Source organism: Aromatoleum sp., assembly GCF_035254505.1.
Lineage (GTDB): Bacteria > Pseudomonadota > Gammaproteobacteria > Burkholderiales > Rhodocyclaceae > Aromatoleum.
Map to the genome: position 1 here is coordinate 1 of NZ_DATFAO010000040.1, position 4,145 is coordinate 4,145.

4 protein-coding genes are annotated in these 4,145 nt (G+C 64.3%); 3 read left to right on the forward strand and 1 reads right to left on the reverse strand.

Annotated features, from left to right (window positions below):
* The first annotated feature begins 102 nt into the window (after window positions 1–102).
* Together VJ673_RS06320 and VJ673_RS06325 are read left to right on the forward strand one after the other, a co-directional pair.
* Window positions 103–2,106, forward strand: coding sequence for an NAD(P)-binding protein (locus VJ673_RS06320; RefSeq protein WP_324125206.1), 2,004 nt, complete (start codon window positions 103–105; stop codon window positions 2,104–2,106).
* 21 nt (window positions 2,107–2,127) lie between these two features.
* Window positions 2,128–2,661, forward strand: coding sequence for a Cif family virulence factor (locus VJ673_RS06325; RefSeq protein ID WP_324125207.1), 534 nt, complete (start codon window positions 2,128–2,130; stop codon window positions 2,659–2,661).
* 7 nt (window positions 2,662–2,668) lie between these two features.
* Here VJ673_RS06325 and VJ673_RS06330 read toward each other — a convergent pair whose 3' ends face one another.
* A complete protein-coding gene (locus tag VJ673_RS06330) occupies window positions 2,669–3,664 on the reverse strand; it encodes a helix-turn-helix domain-containing protein (RefSeq protein ID WP_324125208.1) in 996 nt (331 codons plus the stop codon).
* 29 nt (window positions 3,665–3,693) lie between these two features.
* On the opposite strand from VJ673_RS06330, the gene VJ673_RS06335 reads away from it, so the two are divergent.
* Complete coding sequence (locus VJ673_RS06335; RefSeq protein WP_324125209.1) at window positions 3,694–3,903, forward strand: hypothetical protein; 210 nt, start codon at window positions 3,694–3,696, stop codon at window positions 3,901–3,903.
* The last annotated feature ends 242 nt before the right edge of the window (window positions 3,904–4,145 follow it).

Sequence of the window (4,145 nt, forward strand, 5' to 3'; positions counted from 1 at the left end):
GGTCACTGCCAAAAGCGGCTAACGCCGAGGGGAACTGTATTCCTAGAGTTCGTCCGTCCGTAACTTCGATCCGCCTTCGCCTCGAGGGCTGGACGACGAATCATGATGAACACCGACGACGCCCCCGACGTGCCCCCGCCCGAGGGGGTTCCTCTCCTGTCTCGCCGCGAGGCGGATCAGCTCGGTATGAACGCCGCCATCACGCGCCGGGACTTCGCCGGCTCGATCCTTCTCGGAGCCGGCGCTGCACTGCTGACGGCTGCCTCGCCAGGCGCGATCCGATCCGCCTCGGCACAAACGATCAACGCTCCGATGACGGGCCTGGATGCCAGTTGGACCGGGCCGGGCGGCATCGGCGACTATGGCAAGTCGAATGGCAACACGCACGACGTGCTGAACGCGGCTCATGGACATATCCGCAATCAGGATGTCGACAGCTATCTCGACTCGGCAACGGACACCGGCGAGACCTTCGATCTCTTGGTGGTGGGCGCCGGCATTTCGGGCCTCACTTCAGCCTACACCTACCACCGACATCGCTCGAAGAGCCCCGTCTTGCTGCTGGACCAGCACCCGGTCTTCGGCGGTGAGGCCAAGCAGAACGAATTCGAGGTCGACGGCGTTCACCTGTGGGCACCGCAGGGCTCGACAGGCATGGTGTTTCCGCTGAAGCGGGCAAAGGAATACAACTTCTACTCCGACTTCTACGATCAACTCGACTTTCCCCGCGAGTTCGAGTTCCAGCAGCCGCGCAACATGTCCTCGAAGGCGTTGGTGCCGGGCGACATGTGGGGGCCGATGCACATCCAGTGGGAGGCGGCCGACATCGGTTACTTCTTCGAGTCCAAGGGCTTCGTCAAGAACATGTGGCGCGACGGCCTGCGCAACACGCCGTTCAGCGACAAGGAGCGCCTGGATTTCATGACCGCGGAGCTGTTCCGCACGCCCAACTCCCGGCCGGACTGGGAGAAGTGGCTGGACTCGATGACCTACTCGGAGTACCTGCGCAACGAGCTCGGCATCGACTGCCCGGCGTTCGAGAAGTACATCAGCCCCGTCAACGCGGCCATGGGCTGCGGCATGGGCTCCGACGTGATCTCCGCCTACTCGGCCTTCAACTTCATGGCGCCGGGTCCAGTCGCGCAGGGTCGGGATCTGCACAAGGGGCTGGGCGATCCGGCCGACCAGGTCTACCTCGTCTCGCTGCCGGGCGGTAACGCGAGCATTGCCAGGCGCCTGGTGCAAAAGATGATTCCGGGCGCCTTCAAGGGCAAGCGCCTGAGCGAGCTGCTGCTGGACCGGATCAACTTCGGCGTGCTCGACCAGCCCGCCAACGCCGTACGCATCCGCCTGTCTTGCACGGTGGTCGCGGTCAAGCACGACGGCGATCCCGCGAAGGCCAAGAAGGTGACCGTGTGGTACGAGCGCGGCGGGCAACTCTACAAGGTCAAGGCCAAGGGCGTCGTGATGGCGGGGCAGCAGCACGTCAATCGGCACATCTGCCGGGACATCGACGACGAATATCGGCAGGCCATGCAGACCTTCCACCACGCGCCCATGCTGACCGTCAACGTGGCGCTGCGGAACTGGCGCTTTTTGGACAAACTGGGCATCAGCTGCGCCCGCTGGTTCGAAGGGTTCGGCTGGTGGACCGGACTGCGCCGCAACGTCATCGTCGACGGCAAGGAGACGATGCCCCTGGACCCGAACAAGCCTGTCGTCCTAACGCAGTACAACCCATTTCTCCTGCCCGGGCTGCCGTTTCCGCAGCAGTGCACGGCCGCGCGCATGCAGTTGTTCGGCATGAGCTACGCCGAGATCGAAGCCGCCGTCCGTGCCCAGTTCACCAAGATGTTCTCGTCGGCCGGCTTCGATGCGGCCCGGGACATCGCCGGCATTACGACCAACCGCTGGGGCCACGCCTACGTCGTCGATCCGCCTGGCTTCTTCTTCGGCCAAAACGGAAGGCCGGCGCCGCGCGAGATCCTGCGCAAGCGTTTCCACCGCATTGCGTTCTCCCACTCCGAGCTGACTGGTACGCAGATGTGGGAGTCCGCCGCCGACGAAGGGCAGCGGGCTGCGACGCAACTGCTCGGCGTGATCTGAAAACCTCAACTCGAGACATCCATGAATCACTTCCCCCGAATTGCCCTGACCGCCGTGCTTGCCTGCGCCGCGTTCACTGCTTCCGCCATGCCTGAATCCACGGCGGCCCCGGTCGAGAAGGAAAGGTCGACGCCAGCCCTTCAGGCGTTTAGAAAGGCCATCCGTGCCAAGTATGACCTGAAGGAACGGGCCTGGGCCGCGCAGGACGCCGAGGGACTGGTCAAGGGCTTCTACTCGCCGAATGCGTTCACTGCCGCGGAGGGTGAGCCGAAGTTCTTTGCGATGGGACGCTCGCAGTTCCTGGAGCTCTACAAGACCTTTGTCGCCGACACGACGAAGGTCCGCATCGAATCGATCCACACCTACGTCAACGGCAACATGGGTTGGGACTGGACGAACTTCTACGCCGACGTGAAGCCAGAGAAGGTGAAGGACTACCCGCCTTCGCCGGTGCGCATCCTGTTCGTGTGGGAGAAGATTAGCGGCCAGTGGTTCTGCGCCGGGGACGTCGTGCTCCTCGGGACGTTCGACAAGGGCAGCGACAAGAAGAAGTAGCGGCGGCTCATGTCCGCGCCCGCGCGCGCTGCAGTGTCTCGGACGGAAGCTCGCCGAACAGGTCTCGGTAGTCGCGGCTGAATCGGCTCAGGTGCCAGAAGCCGTAAGCCTCGACGGCATTCTTCACCTGAACCCCAGTGGCGCCGCTGGCGAGCATGCGCCGGGCGCGGTCCAGTCTCATGGCCCGCAGGTACGCCAATGGGCTCATCTGCAGAACGGCGTTGAAGCTCAACTGCAGCCAGCGACGGGATACCCCAAGCGCCAGGCACAGCTCCCGAATCGATGGTGGGTCGTCCTGATGCGCGCTCACCAGTTCACGCGCACGGCGCACCACTTCGACGTGGGAGCCCTCTGGCCGGGAAGGCGCCGTGACACTCAGGCGATCGACGATGTGCGGGCCAAGAAGGGCGAGCACGCTGTCGCGCAGACGGTGCGCTACCGCGGGAGTGCCGATGGCGTCGCCCAGGACTGCGCAGGAGTCGGCCAATCCGGACAGCCGCTCCGCCAAGCCTGCCGCCAGGGGCGCGTCGTTCGCGACGGCAGGCCCATCCGACAGCCAGTGCTCGATGTCCGCATGCTCGGTGTCCCAGAGGTACTCGGCCAGGAGGCGGCGGTCGACAACAACCGAAATCAGTCTCGTCGGCCAGACGATCGAGTCCAGTTCGTGTCGCGTGTCGAACGCACTCAGGCCGTCGCCCCAGCGGGTTCCGTTGAGCAGACCTTCGCTCTTCATCGACACCGCGATCCCGAGACTGATCGAGCCCGGCGGCGCACAGCCAAACTGATTGGTGACGACGTTGCGATATTCCTCGAACAGCAGCTGCACGGCCGGCAGATGGAGATCGACGGACCGTCCTGCCAGGGCTCCGCGGCTGACTTGCAGGCAATGGATGTCCCAGCCGGGGATCCCTTCCAAGGATTCCGGGTCGGCACAGAAGTCGCGTTCTCGGCGGACCGGGTGCGCCGTGGCGTCACTCGCAGCGAGGTCGAGCGGCAGGTTCATGAGGCCAGCGAGATTACCGCGAGTCTGGTGTGACCATTGTGGTCAGGGAAGCCCGATTTGGACAAGTTGCCGATCTGGGATCCGAGCGCTGGATCATGATGTCCTTCGCGCACAAGCACCACGACATCGCGCTTATCCGCGCGGAGGCCGGGGCGCGGCAGGGCGGGCTCGGCCTGCAGCACTATGGCCTCGAGATCGAGGGCCGTTCTTCGGCGAGGTCCGTGGCCGTGGCCAGATGATCGGCATCGAGCTGGTGGAGGACAAAGCGACGAAGGAACCCCTCAAAGGCGAGCGGCTGTGCCATCTGACGAGCCACGGCGTGCTGATGATCCCTCCCTGGGCCTGACACCGGGATCCTTTGGCCGCTTCAATTTGTACAGCGGTTTGTCAGACTTCGCACAGGTGGTTGAGCCGAGCGACCGCTTGGTGACGGTCAGTGTGAGTTGGAGCCGGGAGGGCGAAGGACCGCAACCGCCTCTAT

Excerpts from the sequence above, each read along its gene's own strand:
- VJ673_RS06320 (WP_324125206.1), top strand. The coding sequence starts at position 103 with ATGATGAACACCGACGACGCCCCCGACGTGCCCCCGCCCGAGGGGGTT.
- VJ673_RS06325 (WP_324125207.1), top strand. The coding sequence starts at position 2,128 with ATGAATCACTTCCCCCGAATTGCCCTGACCGCCGTGCTTGCCTGCGCC.
- VJ673_RS06330 (WP_324125208.1), bottom strand. The coding sequence starts at position 3,664 with ATGAACCTGCCGCTCGACCTCGCTGCGAGTGACGCCACGGCGCACCCG.